Raw genomic sequence first — 21817 nt, 5'->3', positions numbered from 1 at the left:
TATCCACAGATTGGATCTTCAGGATCACTACGTAAAAATGCTCTCTTTCGCATAACAATGGACGCTAAAATTCGTCTCTTGTCGCCAGCTATGGCATTCTTAGCGTTAGACCTTGCTGAATAAAGATGAAGAAACCCTATGGCCCAGATTGCAGAAAACCCATTGATCCTCGTTGACGGTTCCTCTTACCTCTATCGTGCTTACCATGCGTTCCCACCACTGACCAACGGCAGCGGTGAACCAACGGGGGCGATGTACGGCGTGTTGAACATGTTGCGCAGTCTATTGCTGCAATATCGTCCTAGCCATGTAGCGGTAGTATTCGATGCTAAAGGTAAAACATTCCGTGATGAGCTTTTCGCTGACTATAAATCCCACCGGCCACCGATGCCAGATGATTTGCGAGCTCAAATTGAGCCGTTGCACCAAATGGTTAAGGCAATGGGGCTACCTTTATTGGTTGTCTCCGGTGTTGAGGCCGACGATGTTATTGGTACTTTAGCGCAGGAAGCTGAAAAAGCAGGTCATGCTGTATTAATCAGTACCGGTGATAAGGATATGGCGCAATTAGTTACGCCAAATATCACTTTAATCAATACAATGAATAACGCTATTTTGGGGCCACAGGAAGTCTGTGAAAAATATGGTGTTCCTCCTGAATTGATTATTGATTTTCTAGCACTAATGGGGGATTCCTCAGACAATATTCCAGGGGTTCCAGGTGTTGGCGAAAAGACCGCACAAGCTTTATTGCAAGGTTTGGGTGGGCTGGATGCGCTGTTCAGTAATTTGGATAAAATATCCACACTGACATTCCGTGGTGCCAAAACCATGTCAGCCAAGTTAGAGCAGAATAAAGATGTTGCTTATCTCTCCTATAAATTAGCCACCATTAAAACAGATGTTGAATTGGATGTGACTTGTGATGAGCTAAAAGTTTCCCCCCCAGATGATGATCAATTACATCAGTTATTCAGCCGTTATGAATTTAAGCGCTGGTTAGTGGATGTAGAAGCGGGCAAATGGCTGGACGGTAAAAAAGATCGGCCAACGGCACAAACAAGTAATAAAGCTTTTGTGGCAGTAGAGCCAGCTGATGCGGTTGAGGTCACCGCAGTACTATCACAAGAAAATTATCAGACCATTTTGGATGAGAAATCCTTAGTAGAGTGGATTGAGCGCCTCAAAAAAGCAGAGGTTTTCGCGTTTGATACTGAGACTGACGGCCTGGATACGCTTAGCAGCAATTTAATTGGTATCTCTTTTGCCGTTGCACCAGGCGAAGCCGCTTATTTACCCTTGGCGCATGATTATTTGGACTCTCCTGCACAGCTCGACCGGGATTGGGTTTTGCCCACGCTAAAACCACTACTGGAAGACGATAAAGCCTTTAAAGTTGGCCAGAATCTCAAGTTTGACCAAAGCATGCTGGCACGTTATGGCATTGAGCTGCGCGGTATCGCTTTCGATACTATGCTGGAATCTTACGTTTTAGACAGTGTTGCTGGTCGCCATGATATGGATAGTCTGGCAGAACGTTATCTCAACCACAAAACTATTACCTTTGAAGAGATCGCCGGTAAGGGTAAAAACCAACTAACCTTTAATCAAATTGCGTTGGAACAAGCAGGCCCTTATGCCGCAGAAGATGCCGACGTTACGCTACAGTTGCATCTGGTGCTGTGGCCAAAACTGCAACAAAGTGAAGGGTTAAAGCGGGTATTCCAGGAAATTGAGATGCCGCTATTGCCAATTCTGTCTCGCATCGAGCGCACTGGTGTCTTGATTGACCAGAATATCTTGGCCGCACATTCAAAAGAGCTGACTATCCGCCTTGATGAGTTAGAAAAACAGGCTCATGAATTGGCTGAAGAGCCGTTCAACCTGGCATCACCTAAGCAGCTTCAGACCATTTTGTACGAAAAACAAAAACTGCCGATCTTGAAGAAAACCCCTGGCGGGGCCGCGTCAACTAATGAAGAAGTGTTGGCTGAGCTGGCATTAGATTACCCGTTGCCGAAGGTGATCCTTGAATATCGTGGTCTGGCTAAGCTGAAAAGTACCTATACCGACAAGCTGCCGTTGATGATTAACCCAGTTTCGGGCCGGGTCCATACCTCCTATCACCAGGCGGTGACAGCGACAGGGCGTTTGTCCTCACGTGATCCTAACCTGCAAAACATTCCAGTGCGGAATGAAGAAGGGCGTCGTATACGGCAGGCTTTTATTGCGCCCCAAGGCTATCGCATTATGGCGGCTGACTACTCACAGATTGAGCTGCGTATTATGGCGCACTTGTCGCAGGATAAAGGGCTATTAGCTGCATTTGCTGCGGGAAAAGATATCCACCGTGCGACAGCGGCGGAAGTCTTTGGTATGCCACTGGAAAAGGTCACAACTGAACAACGCCGCAGTGCCAAGGCCATTAACTTTGGTCTTATTTATGGTATGAGCGCTTTTGGTCTGGCGCGACAGCTAAGCATTCCCCGTGGAGAGGCGCAGCGCTATATGGATCTCTATTTTGAGCGCTATCCCGGTGTGTTGGAATACATGGAGCGCACACGTAAGCAAGCCGCCGATCAAGGTTATGTCACCACGCTGGATGGCCGTCGCCTCTATTTGCCAGATATTCATTCTCGTAATGCAACTCGCCGTAAAGCTGCTGAACGTGAAGCTATCAATGCGCCAATGCAAGGTACCGCCGCTGATATTATCAAACGGGCAATGATTGCAGTGGATGCCTGGTTACAACAGGAACCAGAACCATTGGTGCGAGTAATCATGCAGGTACACGATGAATTAGTGTTTGAAGTGCATGAAAGTGTATTGGAAAGCGCGGAACAAAAGATTCGTGAACTGATGGAGCAGAGTATGCAACTGGCGGTACCACTGAAGGTGGATGTCGGTGTTGGTGATAACTGGGACCAGGCTCACTAGCTTTGTGGGTAAGTGGCGATAAATAAAGCATTTTATGTAATTAAGCTACATTTATCCGCCATTATGCGGGGAAGATGTGCGCTGAATCGTGCCAATTTGTGTAACTATACAACAAAAAATTCTTTTGCCCCGCGAAAAAATGATGTAGAGTTACAGACGTAGGGTACAGAGGTAAGATGTTCTATCTTTCAGACCTTTTACTTCACGTAATCGGATTTGGCTATATATTAGCCGCCCCAGTCATTTATTGACTGGGGCGTTTTTTATTGGGATTTGTGAGCACTTTTCGCGAACCGATAGGGAAACAGCCCGGCATTACCCGTGAAAATATGGTTTGATGATTTTTACTCTAGGGGGGACGTGGTATTGCCAGGTATTAACTCAGGGCGATATAAAACATCACCCTTGGGGATAACAGCCCTTGCGGGCTGCTGTTAGCGCTTACTCACCTTCATCGTCATAATCATCAATCATAACTTCTGGTGGTATCTCGTTAAACCAGGTATCCAGTTTTTCCCGGAGTTTTTCGACGCCAATCTTTTTCAAAGAAGAGAAAGCTTCAACCTGAATATCACCCATAAATGGAATAATCGCTTCTCGCACCATGTTCAATTGAGCCTTACGGGCGCCAGAAGCCAGCTTATCCGCTTTGGTCAGCAATAATAGAACCGGGGTGCCAACCGCAACCGCCCAGGTAATCATTTGCTGATCTAAATCTTTCAGTGGATGGCGAATATCCATCAACACAACTAATCCTTTCAGACAGTTACGCTTTTGCAAATACTCACCCAGCGCGCGTTGCCATTTGAGTTTCATCTCTTCCGGGACTTCAGCATAGCCATAGCCCGGTAAGTCAACCAGACGAATACCGTCAACGACTTCAAATAGGTTAATTAGCTGAGTACGGCCGGGTGTTTTACTGGTTCTGGCCAGACCTTTCTGGTTAGTTAACGTATTAAGTGCACTCGATTTACCGGCATTTGAACGGCCAGCAAATGCCACCTCAATACCTTCATCACGTGGCAGATGGCGGATATCCGGAGCACTGATGACGAAGTGGGTCATGTGATAGTTATAGTTTCTAATAGTCAAAATTTGTCGTCTCCGTGAGAGATAGCTTACATGCAGCGATTATAACTGCATCAGGCAAAAAAAAGGGGGTTTATCTTTTATACCCTTCAAGTAAGAGGGTTCAGGTATACTGGCAGGCGCGCTGGTTAAGTTGCCTTGAGGGCCGCAGATATGGCAAGGATGGCGCATTGCAGGAGGGAGATATCCGGTTGTTATGTCAGTGCAGGGAGTGTGCTGTAAGGATATCCTGCCGCAGAAGATGCGAAAAAGGGCGACAGGTTAATCTGCCGCCTTTTTTCTTTCTCTTCTTTCTGCTAGATTCCGGCCCAATCCTATACTAAATCCGATCCCATACTTATTTACCCATTTAAGAGCACAGGTTATGAAGCAGCCAAATAAAGCACCACGCGCGAATATTGCGGCCCCGAAAGGCACCGCGACGCCTAAGCGTATTAGAAAGACCCGTGTAGAGCTTGATATCGAAGCTCGCGAGCGTAAACGTCAGAAGAAACACAGTGGCAATCGCTCAGGGGCGAGAACCAATGTAGAAGGTAGCAATAAGAAGGGCCAGTCCGAGACTCAAGAGAAAGATCCACGCATCGGCAGTAAAGTACCTGTGCCGCTGGTGGTTGAGAGTAAGGTTAAAGCTAAGCCAACCACTAAGCCGGTGGCTAAAGTTGAAGCTAAGCCACGTCTGACGCCGGAAGAAGAGCTGTCTAAGCTGGAAAACGATGAGCGTCTGGATGCATTGCTGGATCGTCTGGATAATGATGAAGTATTGAGCAAAGAAGATCAGGCTTATGTTGATCTGACGTTGGATCGTATTGATGCCCTAATGGAACAATTGGGTATTGAATTGGGCGACGATGAAGATGACGAAGCGCCAGAAGAAAAGCAGGAAGACATTTTGCAATTGCTGAAACGCGGTAACCCAAAAGATACATTTTAAACCATGAATTGGGTGATCCCGATAATAGCCCTACTGCTTACATGTTATCTAGTGTGGTTATTGGGTAAACTATGGCTACTGTCGCAACGAAGAAAGCGGTTGCGCAGTGCTACTGCGGCCAGACAACGAAAACATCTGCCCTCTAACCGGCCCGGTAGGCGCAAATATCGGAAGGAATGAACATGTCTGAGCAGGCTATAGTTTGGGATTTATCCCTGATTCAAAAATATAATTATTCAGGGCCGCGCTATACGTCGTACCCCACTGCGCTCGAATTCAGTGAAGATTATAATGAATCTGCTTTTCAGCAGGCAGTGAAGCGTTACCCACAACGGCCTTTGTCGCTGTATGTGCATATCCCGTTTTGCCATAAGCTGTGTTATTTCTGCGGCTGCAATAAGCTGGTGACGCGGCAACAGCATAAAGCTGATGAGTATCTGGCGGTCTTGGAAAAAGAGATCCGCCAGCGTGCGGCGTTATTTGTTGGGCGTCAGGTTAGCCAGATGCACTGGGGCGGTGGTACGCCCACTTACCTGAATAAAATACAAATTACCCACCTGATGAACCTGTTGCGTGAAAACTTTGATTTCCTGCCCGGTGCTGAGCAATCAATAGAAGTGGACCCACGTGAAATTGAACTGGATGTCCTTGATCACCTGCGTGCTGAGGGGTTTAACCGCCTAAGCATGGGGGTGCAAGATTTTAATAAAGAGGTTCAACGGCTGGTTAATCGTGAGCAGGATGAGGATTTTATCTTTGCCCTGATTGCCCGCGCTAAAGCCCTTGGTTTTAACTCAACCAATATCGATTTGATTTATGGTTTGCCAAAACAGACACCAGAGAGTTTTGCTTTTACCCTCAAACGGGTGGCAGAGCTGAATCCTGATCGTCTGAGTGTGTTCAATTACGCACATTTACCGAGTCTGTTTGCTGCTCAACGTAAAATTAAAGATGCCGATCTGCCGAGCGCCGAACAGCGGCTAGATATTTTGCAGCACACCATCAGTTTCTTAACTGAGTCTGGCTATCAATTTATTGGTATGGATCATTTTGCCCGGCCAGATGATGAATTAGCCATTGCGCAGCGTGAAGGTGAATTACACCGTAATTTTCAAGGTTATACCACCCAAGGCGACAGTGATTTACTTGGTTTGGGGGTTTCTGCTATCAGCATGTTGGGTGACAGCTATGCGCAGAATGAAAAAGATTTGAAGACTTACTATTCCTGCGTGGAGCAGCGTGGCAATGCGCTGTGGCGTGGTTTGGCGATGACTGAAGATGATTGCTTGCGCCGTGATGTGATTAAAACGCTGATTTGTAATTTCCAAATCAGCTATCAGCCGATTGAGCAGCAGTATGGTATTCGTTTTGCAGATTATTTTGCTGAAGATTTTGAGCTACTAGCACCTTTCGAACAAGATGGGCTGGTGGAGCGGGATGATAAAGGCATTCGGGTAACACCGCGCGGGCGCTTACTGATTCGTAATATTTGTATGTGTTTCGATATCTATTTACGGAAACAGGCGCGCAAGCAGCAGTTTTCACGCGTGATCTGATGATGTTCCCCCTCAATGGTCAACATTACCTTGAGGGGGAATTTAGGCAGGAATTACTCTCTTTCTCCCAACTACTCCATTCCCAGCTCTTTTAACTTACGCGTTAAGGTGTTGCGGCCCCAACCCAGCAGACGTGCCGCTTCTTGCTTATGACCTTGAGTATGGCGTAATGCCGTGGTTAACAGCGTGCGTTCCATTTCCGGCTGTGCCTCAGATAACAGGTCCTGATGACCAGAACGTAGGGCGCGTTCAGCCCATTGTGCCAATAGAGTTGCCCAGTTGTCCGGCGTCCGCTGACCTGAAGCATCTGGCGTGCTGGTTTCAAACAGTTCAGAAGGTAAATCCTGAGTCAGTACTTCCTGCCCGGCAGCCATCACCGTCAGCCAGCGACAGGTGTTTTCCAGTTGGCGCACGTTACCCTGCCAAGGCAGGCGGGTTAGCGCCACTTCGGTCTCAGGGTGCAGATTTTTGGCTTCCACACCTAACTCTTTAGCCGCCACTTGCAAGAAGTAACGAGCCAAACGCGGAATGTCTTCACGACGTTCACGCAGCGGTGGCAGATGTACCCGAATCACATTCAGACGATGGAATAAATCCTCACGGAATTTACCTTCCTGAACACGCAGCTCCAGATTTTGGTGGGTAGCGGCAATAATACGAACATCTACTTTGACCGGTGCGTAACCCCCGACGCGATAAAACTGACCATCAGCCAGCACGCGTAACAGGCGGGTTTGTACATCCAATGGCATATCACCGATTTCATCTAAAAACAGTGTGCCGCCATCGGCTTGTTCAAAACGACCCTGGCGCACTTGATTCGCGCCGGTAAAGGCACCTTTCTCGTGGCCGAATAATTCAGATTCAATTAAATCTTTCGGGATCGCCGCCATATTCAGCGCGATAAACGGCGCTTTAGCCCGTGGGCTGTGGCGATGTAACGCATGGGCCACTAACTCTTTACCGGTACCCGACTCACCGTTAATCAGCACACTAATAGAAGAACGAGATAAGCGGCCGATGATGCGGAAAACGTCTTGCATCGCCGGTGCTTCGCCAATGATATCAGCGGTTGGACCGCTGGCGGGTTGGCTGCGTGCCGGTTGCTGCTGCTCCTGATAATGGCTGATAGCCCGCTCAACCAGAGCTACGGCTTCATCAATATCAAAAGGTTTAGGCAGGTAATCAAAAGCCCCTTGCTGATAGGCACTGACCGCAGCATCCAAATCAGAATGTGCCGTCATTATGATGACCGGGAGCATCGGGTGGCGCTGCTTAATCTGTTTCAGCAGGGCTAACCCGTCCATGCCAGGCATGCGAATATCCGATAACAACACATCCGGGGTTTGTGTCGCGAGTGCATCCAACACCTGGTTACCGGTATCGAAGGTTGCACAGTTCAGACCTGCTCCAGTCAGTGCACGTTCAAGCACCCAGCGGATGGAGCTATCGTCATCGACGATCCAGACTATCCCTCGTTGCATAGAAACCTCACTGGCGAATAGGCAGGTAAACCGAGAATTCGGTATGTCCCGGCCAACTGTTGAATTCAATTTTACCCGAATGTTGATCGATAAGATTACGGGCGATAGACAAGCCAAGGCCAGTCCCCCCCTCGCGACCACTTACCATCGGATAGAACACGGTATCTTGTAATTGCGTTGGAACGCCCGGACCGTCATCTTCAATATCAATGCGAGCGCTCAAACGATAGCGCATACCATGCAGTGTTATCTGAAAAGCAGTACGGGTGCGCAGCGTAATAGTGCCGCCAGCTCCCCCCAAAGCCTGTAATGCATTACGAGTGATATTCAGCAACACTTGTTCAATTTGGTCTGGATCATGGGCCAGTTCAGGCAAGCTTGGGTCATAGTCACGGATTAACGTCACATTATCCGGTTTTTCCAGCGAGACTAACTGACAAACCCGTTCAGCAACCTGATGGATACTTTGTGTGATGTGTTGACCGGGCCGTTGTGGGCCTAATAAGCGATCAACCAAGTTACGTAAGCGGTCTGCCTGCTCAATGATCACTTTGGTATATTCCAACAATGCTGGATCAGGCAATGCTTTAGACAATAATTGTGCTGCCCCCCGTAAGCCACCTAACGGGTTCTTAATCTCATGAGCCAGCCCACGAACCAGATCACGGGCTGCGACTTGCTGTGCATGTTGTAATTGTTCTTGGCTTAACCGACGCTGATTATCCATCGGCGCCATTTCCAGCAATATAAAACCTTCTGGCAGTGATTGTGCTGTCAGCGACAAAATATGCGCGCGGCCATCAACAACTACGGTCACCTCGTTATCGGTAAAACCTTGACCGGCGATCAGACTTTCCCGCATCAGGTCGATATTAAGAGAAAAATAGCCTAATAAATCGGGCAGGGGTGTACCAAAAAGTTTACGAGAGCTTTGCGCCAGAAGTTGCTGCGCAGCGGGATTGGCATAATGGATAGCCAAATCATCATCTAATAGCAGAATACTATTAATGAGAGAATTAAGGATCTGCCCAGCATCGGGCAGCGTGCCTGTTGCCATTACGCAGACTCCTGCACTCTTTTGGTGAATACATCCTAATCGGTTCAGTCGTGACTGAGCCAGAGGAAATATGACGAAAACGAAAAGTGGAGAAAAAAGCCCATCCGAAGATGGGCCAAAAGTTTCCACGGCAACAAAAAAAACGGCTAACTAAAATTAAACGCTGTAATACAGTTCGAACTCAACTGGGTGCGGAGTCATACGAACGCGGTCCATTTCTTCTTTACGCAGTTCGATATAAGCATCGATAGCGTCGTCAGTGAACACGCCACCACGGGTCAGGAACTCGCGGTCTTCGTTCAATGCAGCCATAGCTTCGTCCAGTGAACCTGCAACTTTTGGAATTTCTGCTTCTTCTTCCGGTGGCAAGTCATACAGGTTTTTGTCCATCGCATCACCTGGGTGAATTTTGTTGATGATGCCATCAAGACCAGCCATCAGCAGTGCTGCGAAGCACAAGTATGGGTTAGCGGCTGGATCCGGGAAGCGTGCTTCAATACGACGCGCTTTCGGGCTGGCAACCACTGGGATACGGATAGAAGCTGAACGGTTACGGGCAGAGTATGCCAACATGACCGGAGCTTCGTAGCCTGGGACCAAACGCTTGTAGGAGTTAGTCGTTGGGTTAGCCAAGGCGTTAATTGCTTTTGCGTGCTTGATGATACCGCCGATGTAGAACAGCGCCATTTCAGACAGGCCAGCATATTTGTCACCGGCGAACAGGTTAGTACCGTTCTTGGACAAAGACATATGGCAGTGCATGCCTGAACCATTATCACCAAACATTGGTTTTGGCATAAAGGTCGCAGTTTTGCCGAATGCGTGTGCCACGTTGTGCACCACATATTTGTAGATCTGAATTTCATCGGCTTTCTTGGTCATGGTATTGAAGCGAGTAGCCACTTCGTTCTGACCAGCGGTAGCCACTTCATGGTGATGCGCTTCTACTACCAGGCCCATTTCTTCCATGGTCAGACACATGGTAGAACGCAGGTCCTGTGAAGAATCAACCGGAGGAACTGGGAAGTAACCGCCTTTCACTGCCGGACGGTGGCCTTTGTTGCCGCCTTCGTATTTGGTGCTGGAGTTCCATGCGCCTTCGATGTCATCGATAGCGACATGAGAGCCACGGATACTGCTACCAAAACGAACATCGTCAAACAGGAAGAATTCTGGTTCTGGCCCAAACAGCACGGTATCTGCGATACCTGAAGATTTCAGGAACTCTTCTGCGCGTTTTGAGATTGAACGTGGGTCGCGATCATAGCCTTGCAGGGTACCTGGCTCAAGAATGTCACAACGGATAATCAGTGTGGAATCTTCGAAGAACGGATCCATAACAGCGGTGCTGGCGTCTGGCATCAGTACCATGTCGGATTCGTTAATGCCTTTCCAGCCACCAATCGAGGAGCCATCAAACATTTTGCCTTCTTCGAAGAAGTCAGCGTTGACCTGATGAGCCGGAATAGTGATGTGCTGCTCTTTCCCTTTGGTATCGGTGAAGCGCAAATCAACAAATTTCACTTCGTGCTCATTCAGCATCGTCAAAACATGTTCAGCGGACATACTTATATCTCCTGGATTTGTCATAGTCGTCGTGGAACGATTATCGTTTGGGTGTTCAGTTATCTTTTTATTCAGGCTAACGCTCATGCTGATTTTTCATGACCGTTATTCATGCTAAACTGCGTCATAAAGTCTATTGCGAAATCTATGCCAACTTTCCAAACGCCCCGTTTATGCCATATCATAGGGGTCTGCTGATATTCAGTATGCACCAGGATAGTTATATTGCACTATTTTGGTGCTTCATTTGCGTCGTTGGGCACTGTATTGGTGCAAAGGTGGGCCGAGAGGCTATTTTTGCACCGTGAAAGGGATCACAAACTAACCGCCGTCAGGTTGTTTATAAGAGAAGTTTGTGATCTTGTTTAGTCCCTCGCTTAATACGTGTACAATAGCGCGCTATTTCTAAATGCCTGAGGCAAAAAAGCTGTGATCGAGAATCTGCGTAACATCGCCATTATTGCGCACGTTGACCATGGGAAAACTACCCTGGTTGATAAGTTGCTACAACAATCTGGTACGTTCGGTGAACGTGCTGAAGCAACTGAACGTGTAATGGACTCCAACGATTTGGAGAAAGAGCGTGGGATAACCATCCTCGCGAAAAATACCGCCATTAACTGGAAAGACTACCGCATCAACATCGTGGATACCCCAGGACACGCCGATTTCGGTGGTGAGGTTGAGCGTGTAATGTCTATGGTTGACTCTGTGCTGCTGGTCGTCGACGCAATGGATGGCCCGATGCCGCAGACCCGTTTCGTGACCAAAAAAGCCTTTGCTCATGGTCTGAAACCAATCGTGGTTATCAACAAAGTTGACCGTCCTGGCGCGCGTCCTGATTGGGTTGTCGATCAGGTGTTCGACCTGTTCGTAAACCTGGATGCCACTGACGAACAACTGGACTTCCCTATCATTTACGCATCAGCATTGATGGGTATTGCGGGCGAAGACCACAATGATATGTCGGCAGACATGACTCCGCTGTATCAGGCAATCATCGACCATGTGCCTGCACCAGACGTAGACAGCACCGGTCCATTGCAGATGCAAATCTCCCAGTTGGACTACAACAACTACGTAGGTGTTATCGGCATCGGCCGTATCAAACGTGGTGTTGTTAAGCCTAACCAGCAAGTTACTGTTATCGATAGCGAAGGTAAGACCCGCAACGGTAAAATCGCTAAAGTACTGGGCCATATGGGTCTGGAACGTATCGAAGCAACTATGGCTGAAGCTGGCGATATCGTTGCTATCACCGGTTTGGGCGAGTTGAACATCTCTGACACTATCTGTGATGTGAATGCTGTTGAAGCATTGCCAGCACTGTCTGTTGATGAACCAACTGTTACCATGTATTTCTGCGTTAACACCTCTCCGTTCTGTGGTAAAGAAGGCAAGTACGTGACTTCACGTCAGATCCTTGACCGTTTGAACAAAGAGCTGATTCATAACGTAGCACTGCGTGTTGAAGAAACTGAAGATGCTGACGCATTCCGCGTATCAGGCCGTGGTGAACTTCACCTGTCGGTTCTGATCGAAAACATGCGCCGCGAAGGTTTCGAGCTGGCTGTTTCTCGTCCTAAAGTTATCAACCGTGTTATCGACGGCCGTAATCAAGAACCATTTGAAAGCGTAACTCTGGATATCGAAGAACAGCACCAGGGCGCAGTAATGCAAGCCATGGGTGAGCGTAAGGGTGACGTGAAGGACATGGTTCCAGACGGCAAAGGTCGCATTCGTCTGGATTATATGATCCCAAGCCGTGGCCTGATTGGCTTCCGTACTGAATTCATGACTATGACTTCTGGTACTGGTCTGCTGTACTCCACATTCAGTCACTACGATGATGTGCGTCCAGGCGAGATCGGCCAACGTCAAAACGGCGTACTGATCTCTAACGGTCAGGGTAAAGCTGTGGCATTCGCACTGTACAAACTGCAAGACCGCGGCAAGCTGTTTATTGGTCACGCGACTGAAGTGTATGAAGGCCAGATCATCGGTATTCACTCACGTTCTAACGACCTGACTGTAAACTGCCTGACCGGTAAGCAACTGACCAACATGCGTGCATCCGGTACTGACGAAGCAACCACTCTGGTTCCTTTCTTGAAGAAAACTCTTGAACAGGCACTGGAATTCATCGATGACGATGAATTGGTAGAAGTTACCCCGCAATCAATTCGTATCCGTAAGCGTCACCTGACGGAAAACGATCGTAAGCGTGCAGGTCGTGGTCCTAAAGAAGGTTAATTCTTCTTGGTACTGCTGATACTTAGGGCGCGAAAAGCGCCCTGAGTTCTATCCTCTGCTTCCTTGAAGCTGCAACTGTGTTAGCTTCGCTCACTCACCCGAATCACTTACCTGTGTAAGCTCATCGGGATGAATTCACTTGCCGCCTTGTTGCAACTCCAATGCCTTTGGGGATACTTTTTATTTTTTTCCGCTGCGGTAAAATATTATTTTTCCTGACTGACCCCTCCTTTTTCTTCCTCTCTCTGTTCAGTTTTCCCTTTTCCCGTTACAGTGAAACTCACCATCTAATTGGGAGAGCGCCATGCTGTATATCTTTGATCTAGGTAATGTGATTGTCGATATCGACTTCAAACGCGTATTGGGCGTTTGGAGCAAATTAAGCAGTGTCCCGCTGGCGACGTTGAGTGAGCGGTTTACCATGGGCGAGGTCTTCCAGCAGCATGAGCGCGGTGAAATTAGCGATGAAGAGTTTGCTCACCAGCTCAGTGATGAGATGGGGCTATCTCTAAGTTTTGAACAGTTTGCCGAAGGCTGGCAGGCGGTATTTGTCGCTTTGCGCCCGGAAGTGATCGCCATTATGCAAAAGTTGCGTCAGGAAGGGCATCGGGTGGTGGTGTTATCCAATACTAACCGGCTGCATTGTAATTACTGGCCCCAACATTACCCTGAAGTGGCTGCCGCCGCTGACCATATGTATCTGTCCCAGGATTTGGGCATGCGCAAGCCGGAAGCGAGAATTTATCAGCATGTGCTGAGTGCGGAAAACATCCCGGCGGAGCAGGCGGTATTCTTTGATGATGTTGAAGCAAATGTTGTTGCAGCCAGAATTGTAGGTATCACCGCAATTCATGTCATAGACCGAAACGTTATTCCTGCTTATTTTCCCTGATAACTTCTTACTCCAGACGTTAATGGGTTAGCCTTAAATATCACGCTAACCCATAACCGAGCCTAAACACCGGTATTGACTGAGAGATAAACATGGCGAGTTTTCTGCGTTTTCGCTTATCTGCATCTTTAAAACCCTACATTACGTTCGGGCGAATGCTTTACACCCGAATAGATAAAGATGGGTTAACCATGCTGGCTGGGCATTTGGCGTATGTGTCATTACTTTCTCTAGTGCCATTGGTCACTGTGATTTTTGCTCTGTTCGCGGCTTTTCCTATGTTTGCTGATATCAGCATAAAATTGAAAGCCTTCATATTTGCCAATTTTATGCCTGCCACTGGCGATATTATCCAAAACTACCTTGAGCAGTTTGTTGCCAACTCAAATCGTATGACGGTGGTGGGCACCTGCGGCTTGATTGTGACAGCACTGCTGCTGATTTACTCCGTCGACAGTGTGCTTAACATTATTTGGCGCAGTAAGGTTCACCGGTCACTGGTGTTTTCATTTGCCGTTTATTGGATGGTACTGACATTAGGGCCAATTCTCGTCGGGGCCAGTATGGTGATCAGCTCATACCTGCTTTCATTGCAATGGCTGGCAAATGCCCAGGTAGACAGCATGATTGATGAGACATTACGGCTATTTCCGCTCTTGATTTCCTGGGTTTCTTTTTGGTTATTGTACAGTGTGGTTCCGACAGTACGGGTGCCCGCCCGGGATGCACTTATTGGTGCGCTGGTGGCTGCATTGCTCTTCGAATTGGGTAAGAAAGGATTCACGATGTATATCACGCTGTTTCCGTCTTATCAGTTGATTTACGGGGTGCTGGCGGTTATCCCCATCTTATTCCTTTGGGTTTACTGGAGTTGGTGCATCGTGTTACTGGGGGCAGAAATCACCGTGACCTTGGGTGAGTATCGAGCACAGCGGTCTAAAGTGGTCATTGAGGAAAACCAGAGTCAGGAGATGTAAGGCATTATGATTGCGTTGATTCAACGGGCGCTTAGCGCCAGTGTTGTCGTAGATGGGAATGTTGTTGGTGAGATTGGGCCTGGATTATTGATATTGCTGGGGGTCGAACAAGAGGACACCGAGCAAAAAGCACAGCGTCTATGTGAAAAGGTTTTGGGGTACCGGATTTTTGGCGATGAGAACGACAAAATGAATCTCAACGTCCTGCAAGCTGGTGGCAGTGTGCTAGTCGTCTCGCAATTTACACTAGTGGCAGATACGCAAAAAGGCATGAGACCAAGCTTTTCCCGTGGTGCAGTTCCGGCAGAAGCTGATCGGCTTTATCAGTATTTTGTTGCCCAGTGTCGTGAGCGTGGTGTAAAAACGGAAACGGGATTATTTGCCGCAGATATGAAAGTCAGTTTGGTAAACGATGGCCCAGTAACTTTCTGGTTACAGGTCTAGAGGCAGAATAGTGCCCAAAACTGAGGGTTATTTTATTGATAATTTTAAAAAGAGAATGCTTCTATGTATCACTTGCGTGTGCCCATAACAGAACAAGAACTCAAAGATTATTATCAATTCCGCTGGGAAATGTTACGCAAGCCGTTGCACCAACCGGTTGGCTCAGAGAAAGATGCTTATGATGCGATGGCCCATCATCAAATGGTGGTGGATGAGCAGGGTAAACCTGTCGCTATTGGGCGGTTATATATCAATGCAGATAATGAGGCTGCGATTCGTTTTTTGGCCGTTGACCCATCAGTGCGCGCCAAAGGTTTGGGAACGCTGGTGGCAATGACCTTAGAGTCAGTTGCGCGGCAGGAAGGGGTGAAGCGAGTTGTGTGTAGCGCGCGTGAAGATGCGGTAGATTTCTTCGCCAAGCTGGGCTTTGTCAGTCAGGGGGAAATAACCGCCCCGCAAACCACACCTGTGCGCCACTTTTTAATGATAAAACCGGTTGTGACCATGGACGATATTCTGCATCGCCCTGATTGGTGCGGTCAGTTGCAGCAAGCCTGGTACGACCATATTCCGCTTAGTGAAAAAATGGGGGTGCGCATCAGCCAATATACCGGCCAGCGTTTCGTCACTACCATGCCAGAGGCGGGTAATCAAAATCCTCACCATACCTTATTTGCTGGCAGCCTTTTTTCGTTGGCGACCCTGACGGGCTGGGGCTTGATTTGGCTATTATTGCGTGAGCGCCATTTGGGCGGCACGATTATTCTCGCTGATGCCCACATTCGTTACAGTGCGCCGGTTACTGGTCGGCCCCGGGCTGTGGCTGAGCTAAGTTCCCTGAGTGGTGATCTGGATAGATTGGCCCGTGGCCGTCGTGCCAGAGTGCAGTTAGACGTGAATCTATTTGGTGATGAAGATGCTGGTGCTGTTTTCTCAGGAACTTACATGGTGTTGCCAGTTGCTGCTGGAGAGGATGCCGTGAGTTAATTCACGCCCTCCGCTATGCCCGCTTTACTGATAACAGATGAGCGGGTGTACATTTATAACTTTCTTTTATCCTCCCGCTTTCTATCTATACATTCTTTTCCTGTGACCCCTCGCACTAATTTATCGAATTCTTTGCTGTGGTATGTGCAATATTCAATAGATAACTTACAGTTATATATTCATGTTTCTGATTGATCATTTTTTGGAGGCGAATCAAAAAGTAATTTTCTCAGTGTTACCCACTGACCAATATACTAAATATGATTGATATAATTAAATAAAATCATGCATAGATACTTGTCTTATTTCTTTTTGAATCACAGCAATCACCTCCAGATGGTTCGATTTTGATTCCCCATCCTTGGTGTCAAGGAGGGAGTTATGATGGTATGTAATGAGAAAACATCAATTAATGTTATTGGTTCATCCGCAGCATTTAAGCAACTTTTACGTTTAGTTGACCGGGTTGCGCCATCACAACAAACTTTACTGATTTGTGGCCCTACTGGGTGTGGAAAAGAAGTTATTGCCCAACTGATACACCAACGTAGCAAAAATCCTTCAGCTCCATTTATTGATCTCAACTGTGGCGCAATCCCTGAGCATTTGGTTGAAGCTGAGCTATTTGGTCATGTTAAAGGTGCGTTTACGGGTGCCTCTGGTGATCGGCGTGGTCATCTGGAAATGGTCGGTAATGGCACGCTATTTTTAGATGAGATAGGTGAAATGCCTCTGTCAGTGCAGCCTAAGCTATTGCGTGCATTGGAAACCCGTACTTTCCGGCCTATCGGCAGCAGCGATATTCGCCACTTTAATGGGCGAGTGGTCGCTGCCACTCACCGAAATTTACTTGCTCAGGTAAAAAGTGGTGTTTTTAGGGAAGACCTCTATTACCGCTTAGGTGTCATTACTCTGGATATTCCTGCTCTCAGCCAGCGAAGGGAGGATATCCCCGCATTAATTGACTATTTCTCAGGGTTACAAACTCACCCGTTAGTTTTCAATTCTCATGCTATGTCTTACTTACAGCAGTATCCCTGGCCGGGTAATGTGCGGGAATTGCGCAATCTGGTCGACAGGCTTGCGGCATTATCTGATAGCCATTTAATTACGCGTGAGGTGTTGGATACCTTTATGCCAACCTCACAACTCGAAGTGAAAGTGTCATCTGACCTGCTTGCTGATGCCATGCTGGCATTGCCGGGGGCTGATAAGCTCGTTGCGGTGGAGCAGTTATTGATAGACCGAGCGTTGCAGCGTACTACCGGTAATAAAACCGCAGCGGCACAACTATTAGGGATTAGTCGTAAGTCAGTGGAACGGCGAATTCATGGCCGGATGGATAAACGGCCAATAGCATTACAACACTTGCAGGAAGGTATGCGGTTAATGAATTGCTCCGCCTACCATGAAGCCATCGTTGATTTACAGAAAGGGTTACAACTACTGCTGGGAATCACCTTGGATGAAGAGGTTCGACAGCTTCATTACAAGCTCTATCGCCAACTCAGTATCAGCTATCAAATACTTTATGGTTGGTTAAGCCATGATGCGCTTAAATATCATAATGATGCCATCGCGCTAGGTAAAAAAGCAGGTGATGAGTCTGAGCTGGCAGGATTACTCTTTTGGCGTTGGTCGGCCCAGTTGGTGACCCTTGATTTACCGCATGTCCGCACTCTGGCTCAGGAATTACTGCAATGGGGCCTGACTGAAAAAACCGCGTCAATATGGAGTGAAGCACATATCGCTCTTGCCAGTACCCTATTTTGGTTGGGGGATAATCAAGAAGTCTTAACATGTTTAGCTCGCAGTAAGTTACTGACTACCCCTTGCGAGTATGCCGATCAACAAGGATTGGATTTGATTGGCATGGCGCTGACCCTGAAAGGGCTGGCTTTATTTCAACTCGGTGAATTTAAAAAATCCAGAGAGGTAGCCCAAAAACTGGCCTCACGTGCTATGGGTGAAGACATTATTGCTTTTCATCGGGTTATCTCCTTACGGGGCGCGGCGTGGCTTGCTTGCTTGTTCGAAGACCGTGACAGTTTAGGTCGCTTGACCCACGAATTAGCAGTGCAGGCGCAGCAATATGGATTTACTTTTTATCAGGGGTTAGGGAAGGTACTGAAGGGGTGTTATTTGCTCATGCAGCATGACTATGTTCAGGCTGAACAGCATATGATTGAGGGTTATGATAGCCATCTGTTGTGCCAGGGAGGAAAGCTTTTTCACTCCTTCCAGGCATGGAAACGTGGCGAGTTATTGCTGCAATCAGGTGAGCCGCAACAATGTGATGTGCTGATGTCACAGGCATTGGACTTGGCATTTAAGTATCAAGAACGCGCCTATCTTAGTGAGTTGATGGTCGTCAAAGCCCGTGCCAGACTGGCATTAAATGACATTGTTGGCGCTGAACAAGGCTTTCGCTGCGCCATCGCGAGTGCGCAAACATTGGGTATTATTCCCGCACAAATTATTGCTACCAGTGAACTGGCTCGTTTATTAGGGCAATCGCTACGAAAAGCTGAAGCGGTTGCCTTGCTGTCTTCCATTCTGAAAAGCATCGACACTCACCATGTTCCACCTTTTGTCAGCCGGGCAATTCAGTTGCTGGCTGAACTGGATAAGCCGGAGTGAAGCGGCATTCTGGGGCATGGACGTTTTCGACCAATCACCCTCTCTCACTTGGACAGTATCGTCCATTCCAGGTGTTTTTAAACCCCTTAGAATTTAATTAATTATTAAAAATCAATTGATTATCTAGTTGGCACACAGGTTGCAATTTGTACTGTGGGTAGAGCGAATATCGGATGTACTACCTAATGATGTCTCCCTCTTATTTATAAGGAACACACTATGAGTACTCTATATACAATTAACGTAATCAATAACAGCCCGACAGCGCAGGATTTCTTTTTCTTCCAAAAACCGGCGATTTATACCGGTGGCGCTAAAGTTTACTCCAACAGTATTTATCAGGAAGTGTTATCACCTTTTGCCAGCTCGGGTTCTGTACTGACCTTTGAATGCTTAATGCAATTTTATGCTGGAGCACAATCTCAACTACCAAGCTTGTTGGTTGGGCAAGATTCAGGATATATCACCTCAAGCCAGCCTGTCGATTTGACCTCTATTACCGCTGGAGTACAAACAGCAAACACCACGGTAATGTCGGTTGACCCTTCTCTTGGTCTGTCTCCTGCGACTTATACCGAAGGGGTGCAACCTGGTGCTTATCGTATTGTCACTCCTGCATTTAACCCCGTCACAGATGTATTTAACGCGGGGTTGGCGGTGCAAAGTGCCAGTGGCAGTAGCGTACTGTCGAGTTTCATCAATGCAGAACCAAGCAAAAATATCGATTGTCAGCCAGTGCTGAGTTTTTATGTCCAAACGGGTACCTATCAGGCGGGGACGGTTATTAACTTCTCTACGTCTTCGGTTGGGTCCGCGATATGTGATACCACCCAAGGTGTGACCGCATTCAATGTTATTTATAACCCTCAGGGCACCTGGACGGTTAGCGCTGCTTGATAAAAACACGCGTGTACGGCCTGCCTGATCAACAGTGCCGTACCTGTACTCCCCTATTTATTATTTCTATGAGGAGGCTATATGCCTAATCTAACAACCAGTATTTCGCTAAATCTATTATTGGGCCAATTTCCGAATCCTGTTAGTCAACTGACTCAGCCACCACTCAGTAATGAGTGTGGTGCTTATGCATTAACTGCCACATTGGCTGCATTTGCACTGTGGCCGGAAAGTACCATTATCACTTATGGAGAAAATAATAATGTCATTCAACAAGACGATGATTTTATTAACGCTAAGGATAAGATCTATGGTCTGACTGGGATACTTAACCCCGATGGTGGGGCAAACGTTGCGGGTGGCGGATATAACTCACCTGCGGCAATGGCGGCTGTGGCGATAGATTTCGCACGGGTGGTATCGGTGAATATCACCGCTGCTGGCTTATATGCCTTGGGGGCGCTGTATCCAGCTGAGCAAGCTGCCTGTGTGGCGGTGGTAGGGGAGCCAAATGTACATACGGATGCTGTTTATGTAGAGCCGGCTCATGGGCAAGTACAATTGATTTGTGTGGCTTCCGGCCCGCAAGCTCTTCACATGTTAGCCCGTGGTTCCGACGGACTTTATTACGATCCCGCCACCGGAGTTCGTGATAATGATTGGGGTAATCCAACAGCTGAACTCTTTGAACAACTCAGTGGCTATGAATTTGTTGGTTTATGGCTAGTTATTAGTTAATTAATGAGTAATTTGAAATAGTAAACCGATAAACGGTGCTATCGAGTTGTTTATCGGTTTACTTCAATATTTTTTAGTGTAGTTTTATAAACCTCCTTTCTTAACTTTTTCTTTAATTTATCATCGTTAAATTATCTATAATCTATGTTTAGCTAAATAATGCAGGGTTGTTTTATTTAGTTTTTTTAAAAAAAGAGTAACTAATGCACTGGATCATACAGCGTAATCGTTATTTAATAAATTAACATCTGCTGTTTGCTATTTATAAATGTAAATTAACCCTTAATATTATTTTATTAAATAACTAACTATAGATAAATCTAAACTAGTCTGAGTTATTTAATTAAGGAATTTATCATAAATTTTTTAATGGGAGTGAATTAAAATGGATAGAGATTGGCATAGACAAGATATTTTAGCTGCAATACGGAAAGCGAAAGGCTCACTAGCAGCATTATCAAGAGAGAGTGGGCTTTCGCCAAGTACATTAGCTAACGCGCTAACACGCCCGTGGCCCAAGGGAGAAGTAATTATTGCAGACGCTATCGGTGTTTCCCCTCGAGAGATATGGCCCAGTAGGTTCATCGATTATCGAGGGCGGATGATTATTCGAAGAGTAAGGCAAAACTAACGTTAAGAGGGTGGTTTAAATGGATAAGACACTACTAAACTCGCTTAAAATGTTAATACCATTTTGGGAAAATAGTTCGGAAGCTTGGGGGGTGAAAGATAACAAGTCAGTATTTATTTATGCAAATAATAGGTTTGGTAAATTATTAGGGTTACCTGATAAATTTAGTGTGGAAGGGCAATTGGATGGTGAGCTTCCAGCACCAACGGCAGAGTTTCAGACTGAATTTCAGGAACATGATCGTCAGGCGATATTATCGAAAGAACGAGCGACAACGATTGAAATACATGCATTTGAGCGACGTTCCTATTTTCAACCTTACTTTTGTGATAAGTACCCATTAATAGATGAACTCGGCATTTCACAAGGGCTTATTTTTCATGCAAGACCAGTAGAAGATATAATATTAACGCATTTAAATAAAATAAAAGTTCCCACCTCACTTATCTTTACTCCCCCATCAGGGTCATTTACCAAAAGAGAGTGGGAGGTGTTATTTTATATTTTACATGCTTTTTCAAGCCCCGAGATTGCTAAAAAAATCCATTTATCAACCAGGTCAGTCTGCAATATAATTCAAAATATCTATAGAAAGGCGGGTGTGACCAGTAAAAAACAGGTTATAGAATATTGTTATGAGCAGAAGATAAATAATTATGTGCCACAAAGTTTCTTTGAATACTCAGGCTCTTTCCCACTCGCGGGGAAAGAGAATGTAAATTTAAGGAGAAAGTAATG

The 21817-nt window shown here is 46.8% G+C and carries 17 protein-coding genes; 13 read left to right on the top strand and 4 right to left on the bottom strand.

The window, feature by feature from the left end; genetic code table 11:
* Nucleotides 1-138 precede the first annotated feature (138 nt).
* Nucleotides 139-2937, top strand: coding sequence for a DNA polymerase I (polA, locus tag V1956_RS01940; RefSeq protein ID WP_442824760.1), 2799 nt, complete (start codon nt 139-141; stop codon nt 2935-2937).
* 441 nt (nt 2938-3378) lie between these two features.
* Here the strand turns inward: polA and yihA are convergent, their stop codons facing one another.
* Nucleotides 3379-4029 carry a ribosome biogenesis GTP-binding protein YihA/YsxC gene (yihA, locus tag V1956_RS01935; protein WP_372560163.1) on the bottom strand — a complete coding sequence of 217 codons (651 nt, stop codon included), beginning with the start codon at nt 4027-4029 and terminating at the stop codon, nt 3379-3381.
* A gap of 361 nt (nt 4030-4390) precedes the next feature.
* Between yihA and yihI the strand changes: the two genes are divergently transcribed.
* Together yihI and hemN are read left to right on the top strand one after the other, a co-directional pair.
* On the top strand, nt 4391-4957 hold the full coding sequence (gene yihI / locus V1956_RS01930; protein WP_083161625.1) for a Der GTPase-activating protein YihI: 567 nt from the start codon (nt 4391-4393) through the stop codon (nt 4955-4957).
* A 182-nt stretch (nt 4958-5139) separates the two neighbouring features.
* Complete coding sequence (gene hemN / locus V1956_RS01925; RefSeq protein ID WP_372560162.1) at nt 5140-6513, top strand: oxygen-independent coproporphyrinogen III oxidase; 1374 nt, start codon at nt 5140-5142, stop codon at nt 6511-6513.
* Nucleotides 6514-6584: 71 nt separating this feature from the next.
* Here the strand turns inward: hemN and glnG are convergent, their stop codons facing one another.
* From glnG to glnA, 3 genes are all read right to left on the bottom strand, one after another.
* The gene (glnG, locus tag V1956_RS01920) at nt 6585-7997 is read right to left on the bottom strand and encodes a nitrogen regulation protein NR(I) (protein WP_042568869.1); all 1413 of its coding nucleotides are present in this window, start codon (nt 7995-7997) and stop codon (nt 6585-6587) included.
* Nucleotides 7998-8004: 7 nt separating this feature from the next.
* On the bottom strand, nt 8005-9054 hold the full coding sequence (glnL, locus tag V1956_RS01915; RefSeq protein WP_083161629.1) for a nitrogen regulation protein NR(II): 1050 nt from the start codon (nt 9052-9054) through the stop codon (nt 8005-8007).
* Between the two features lie 156 nt (nt 9055-9210).
* Nucleotides 9211-10620, bottom strand: coding sequence for a glutamate--ammonia ligase (glnA, locus tag V1956_RS01910; RefSeq protein WP_004392048.1), 1410 nt, complete (start codon nt 10618-10620; stop codon nt 9211-9213).
* Between the two features lie 429 nt (nt 10621-11049).
* Between glnA and typA the strand changes: the two genes are divergently transcribed.
* The 10 genes from typA to V1956_RS01860 all read left to right on the top strand — a co-directional run bounded on the left by typA (nt 11050) and on the right by V1956_RS01860 (nt 21815).
* Nucleotides 11050-12873 carry a ribosome-dependent GTPase TypA gene (gene typA / locus V1956_RS01905; RefSeq protein ID WP_042568870.1) on the top strand — a complete coding sequence of 608 codons (1824 nt, stop codon included), beginning with the start codon at nt 11050-11052 and terminating at the stop codon, nt 12871-12873.
* Nucleotides 12874-13177: 304 nt separating this feature from the next.
* Entirely contained in the window at nt 13178-13765 is a 588-nt protein-coding gene (yihX, locus tag V1956_RS01900; RefSeq protein WP_442824759.1) for a glucose-1-phosphatase, read from the top strand.
* 92 nt (nt 13766-13857) lie between these two features.
* A complete protein-coding gene (locus V1956_RS01895) occupies nt 13858-14742 on the top strand; it encodes a virulence factor BrkB family protein (RefSeq protein WP_083161635.1) in 885 nt (294 codons plus the stop codon).
* A gap of 6 nt (nt 14743-14748) precedes the next feature.
* Nucleotides 14749-15186, top strand: a complete 438-nt coding sequence (gene dtd / locus V1956_RS01890) for a D-aminoacyl-tRNA deacylase (RefSeq protein ID WP_372560160.1) — start codon at nt 14749-14751, stop codon at nt 15184-15186.
* A gap of 63 nt (nt 15187-15249) precedes the next feature.
* Entirely contained in the window at nt 15250-16173 is a 924-nt protein-coding gene (gene fabY / locus V1956_RS01885) for a fatty acid biosynthesis protein FabY (RefSeq protein WP_083161639.1), read from the top strand.
* 381 nt (nt 16174-16554) lie between these two features.
* Complete coding sequence (locus V1956_RS01880; protein WP_372560159.1) at nt 16555-18813, top strand: sigma-54 interaction domain-containing protein; 2259 nt, start codon at nt 16555-16557, stop codon at nt 18811-18813.
* Between the two features lie 219 nt (nt 18814-19032).
* The gene (locus tag V1956_RS01875) at nt 19033-19710 is read left to right on the top strand and encodes a hypothetical protein (RefSeq protein WP_372560158.1); all 678 of its coding nucleotides are present in this window, start codon (nt 19033-19035) and stop codon (nt 19708-19710) included.
* Between the two features lie 81 nt (nt 19711-19791).
* Nucleotides 19792-20448 (top strand): hypothetical protein, encoded by a 657-nt coding sequence (locus V1956_RS01870; RefSeq protein ID WP_083161645.1) that lies wholly within the window; start codon nt 19792-19794, stop codon nt 20446-20448.
* 385 nt (nt 20449-20833) lie between these two features.
* Nucleotides 20834-21079: a helix-turn-helix domain-containing protein gene (locus V1956_RS01865; RefSeq protein ID WP_083161647.1), complete on the top strand. Its 246-nt coding sequence runs from the start codon at nt 20834-20836 to the stop codon at nt 21077-21079.
* Between the two features lie 19 nt (nt 21080-21098).
* Nucleotides 21099-21815 (top strand): helix-turn-helix transcriptional regulator, encoded by a 717-nt coding sequence (locus V1956_RS01860; protein WP_442824758.1) that lies wholly within the window; start codon nt 21099-21101, stop codon nt 21813-21815.
* The last annotated feature ends 2 nt before the right edge of the window (nt 21816-21817 follow it).

Source organism: Yersinia sp. 2540 StPb PI (genome assembly GCF_052217165.1).
Classification (GTDB): domain Bacteria; phylum Pseudomonadota; class Gammaproteobacteria; order Enterobacterales; family Enterobacteriaceae; genus Yersinia; species Yersinia enterocolitica_E.
This window is presented reverse-complemented; position numbering and strand designations above follow the sequence as displayed.